Genomic DNA, 3,034 nt, shown 5'->3' on the forward strand with positions numbered 1-3,034 from the left:
GGGCGGCGCAGCCGGTGACGACGAGCCGCGCGCCGGGCCGCTCCCGCGCGACGCGGCGGATCGCCCGGCGCGCCTGGCGCGTCGCCTCGGCGGTGACGGCGCAGGTGTTGATCACGGCGACGTCGCCGAGCCCGGGGGCGGCGAGGCGGCGCGCGATCGCCTCCGATTCGGCGAGGTTGAGCCGGCAGCCGAAGGTCTCGACGCGGGCGAGCGCCTCCTCGGCCTCGGGCGAGGGAGGCGCCATCAGGCGCTCTCCGCGAGGTCCGCGAACAGCGAGGGCTCGAGCCGGCCCTCGTGCTCGAGCTCCACCGGCCCGGTCATCAGCACGTGGTCGTCGCCCTCGCGCCAGCGGATCGTCAGCTCGCCCCCGGGCAGCGCCACCACCGCCTCGCGCCCGGTGAGCTTCTTGCGGGCGGCGGCGACGAGCGCCGCGCAGGCGGCGGAGCCGCAGGCGCGGGTGAGGCCCACCCCGCGCTCCCATACCCGCAGCCGGATGCGGCTTCGCGAGACGACGTGCGCGAGCGAGATGTTGGCGCGCTCGGGGAAGATCGGATGGTTCTCGAGCAGCGGGCCGATGCGGGCGAGGTCGTAGGCGTCGACGTCGTCGACGAAGAAGACCGCGTGCGGATTGCCCATGTTGACCGCCGCCGGCGAGTGCAGGATCGGATCGTCGATCGGGCCGATCTGCAGCTCGATGTAGCGGGTGTCCGGGAACGGGTCGCGCAGCGGGATGTCCTGCCAGGCGAGCTTCGGCGCCCCCATGTCCACCGTGAAGGTCGTCTCGCCGTCGACCGTCACCGCCAGCAGCCCCGCCCTCGTGCGCAGGGTGAGCGCCGTCTTGGCCGGATCGCCCATCTGCGGATCGCGCACGAGCGCCCAGGCGACGCAGCGCGTGCCGTTTCCGCACGCGCCCGATTCCGAGCCGTCGGTGTTGTAGATCCGCAGGTCCGCGTCGAGCCCGGCAACGCTCGGGTCGTGGATCGCCATCAGCTGGTCGAACCGCGAGGCGGCGCTCGCGGCGATCGCCCGCGCCTCGGCGGGGCGCACGCGCAGGTCGGTGCCACGCAGATCGAGCACGACGATCTCGTTGCCGATGCCGTTCATCTTCAGGAAGCGGCGGTGCGCGAGCGGGGACACGGGCGGGGACATGGGCGGGGACATGGGCGGGATCCGAGCCTTCGGGTCTCGCGTCTATATGCGCGATGGACGGCGCGAATGCCAGCGCCCGCCCGCCCGCGCCGCTCTCAGAACCGGTTGCGATACTCCCACTGCCGCTCGCCGACCAGGCAGTCGGTCGGAACAGTCGCCTGGGCGCGCTGCACCAGCGGGCGCGGGGGGACGAGGCCCGCGATCTCGAGCACGAGCTTGGTGCGGATCGCGTCGACGAATTCCTCGGGCGCGCGCACCGGGACGACGAAGGCGCCCGGCCCCCCGATCACGCAGTCGACGTAGTACGTGTCGAGGTCGTCGATGTCGAGATAGCCGGGCCGCTTGAGCATGATCGGCAGGCCGTTGACCGTCACGCCCTGCGCGATCGCCCGGTCTCGCGCCGCGGTGACGAAGGCGCCCTCGTTGTTGGGGCCGTCGCCGGAGACGTCGATGACCCGGCGCAGCGCCCGCACGCCGCTCTCCTCGAGCAGCTGCAGCGAATAGTCGATCGCGGTGGCGATCGAGGTCCGGCGCGCCCGGTTGATGCGCTCGAACTCGAGGTCCTCGGCGAAGCGCTCGGCGCTCTCGGGACCGTCGATCAGCGTCCAGGGCACGATCACGTGCCGGTCCGCGACGCCCGCCCACTCGACGTAGGTGACGGCGATCTGGCCGATGAGCCCGCGCCCGATCGCCTCGTGCACCTCGCGCGAGCGCATCGCCTCTACGAAGCCGGCGCGCTGGAGCTCCTGCTCGTCGGTGTCCATCGAGAAGGAGATGTCGACGGCGAGCACGAGCGCCACGTCGACCTCGGTCTCGGCCTGCGCGGGCCGCGCGAAGGGCAGGCCCGCGATCGCCACCGCGAGGACCATGGCGGCCATACCGCCGGTGCGGGATCTCCCGCGAACGCTCAACGCCCACATCGCTCGGCCTCCTCTATCCGGAGAGCCCCCCGCGCGTCGGTGAAGCGAGGAGCATGCCAGCGGGTCGGCGGATCGGGCTAGTGCGCGCGTTACCGGAGCGACGAAGCGCCGCGTGCGGCCTCCACGATCTCGACGGCGCGTGCGAAGGCGGCCTCGATGCCGAGGTCGGACGTGTCGAGGAGGACGGCGTCGTCCGCCGGCTTCAGCGGGGCGGTGGCGCGGCCCTGGTCGCGCGCGTCGCGGGCCCGGATGTCGGCGAGCACGGTCTCGTAGGGCGGCGCGTCGCCGCGCGAGACGAGCTCGCGGTGCCGGCGGCGGGCCCGCTCCTCGGCACTCGCCGTGACGTAGAGTTTCGCGTCGGCGCCGGGGCAGATCACCGTGCCGATGTCGCGCCCGTCGAGGACGGCGCCGGGCTCCTGGGCCGCGAAGTCCCGCTGGCGATCGAGGAGCGCCGCGCGCACGGCGGGGATGACGGAGATGCGCGAGGCGGCCTCCCCCATCTCCGCCCCGCGCAGGCGGCTGTCGTCCATGAAGGCGAGGTTCAGCGCGTAGGCGGCGGCCTCCGCCGCCTTCTCGTCGTCGAGCGGGCGGTTCTTGTCGAGGAGGAGGCGCGCCACCGCGCGGTAGAGCAGGCCGGTGTCGAGGTGCGCGAGGCCGTAATGAGCGGCGATGCGCTTCGACAACGTCCCCTTGCCCGATGCCGCGGGTCCGTCGACGGCGATCACGAAGCCCATCGGGCGGTCTCCTCCAGCTCTGCGCCGAGCGCGCGTAGAAGTCTCTCGAGATCCGGCATGGCGGTGTCGACCGGGCCGGGCCCGGCGATCGCGAGCCCCCGCGGCGCGCCCGCGCCGAAGGCGGCGAGCGCGACGGCGAGGACCGGGTCGCCCGCCGCGGGCACCAACACCTCCGCCGCCGCGGGCGGGCGGGCGCCGCCGGCGAGGACGAGGTCGTCGCCTACGACACGG

4 protein-coding genes and 1 pseudogene are annotated in these 3,034 nt (G+C 73.9%); all 5 read right to left on the reverse strand.

The features are described 5' to 3' along the window. A pseudogene (locus tag ACTZWW_RS22475) lies at positions 1-244 on the reverse strand (tRNA (N(6)-L-threonylcarbamoyladenosine(37)-C(2))-methylthiotransferase MtaB); the annotation flags it as partial. Beyond that, positions 244-1,137 (reverse strand): diaminopimelate epimerase, encoded by an 894-nt coding sequence (gene dapF / locus ACTZWW_RS22480; protein ID WP_444783199.1) that lies wholly within the window; start codon positions 1,135-1,137, stop codon positions 244-246. The pseudogene ACTZWW_RS22475 and the gene dapF, both read right to left, overlap by 1 nt. A 107-nt stretch (positions 1,138-1,244) precedes the next feature. Continuing rightward, the gene (locus tag ACTZWW_RS22485; RefSeq protein WP_444783196.1) at positions 1,245-2,027 is read right to left on the reverse strand and encodes a DUF1194 domain-containing protein; all 783 of its coding nucleotides are present in this window, start codon (positions 2,025-2,027) and stop codon (positions 1,245-1,247) included. A 131-nt stretch (positions 2,028-2,158) separates the two neighbouring features. Further along, positions 2,159-2,803 carry a (d)CMP kinase gene (cmk, locus tag ACTZWW_RS22490; protein ID WP_444783197.1) on the reverse strand — a complete coding sequence of 215 codons (645 nt, stop codon included), beginning with the start codon at positions 2,801-2,803 and terminating at the stop codon, positions 2,159-2,161. After that, positions 2,791-3,034, reverse strand: a 244-nt coding sequence (locus tag ACTZWW_RS22495) for a hypothetical protein (protein WP_444783198.1), incomplete at its 5' end; no start/stop codon positions are given. The genes cmk and ACTZWW_RS22495, both read right to left, overlap by 13 nt.

The sequence above is a fragment of the Salinarimonas sp. NSM genome, from assembly GCF_052380005.1.
Lineage (GTDB): Bacteria > Pseudomonadota > Alphaproteobacteria > Rhizobiales > Beijerinckiaceae > Salinarimonas.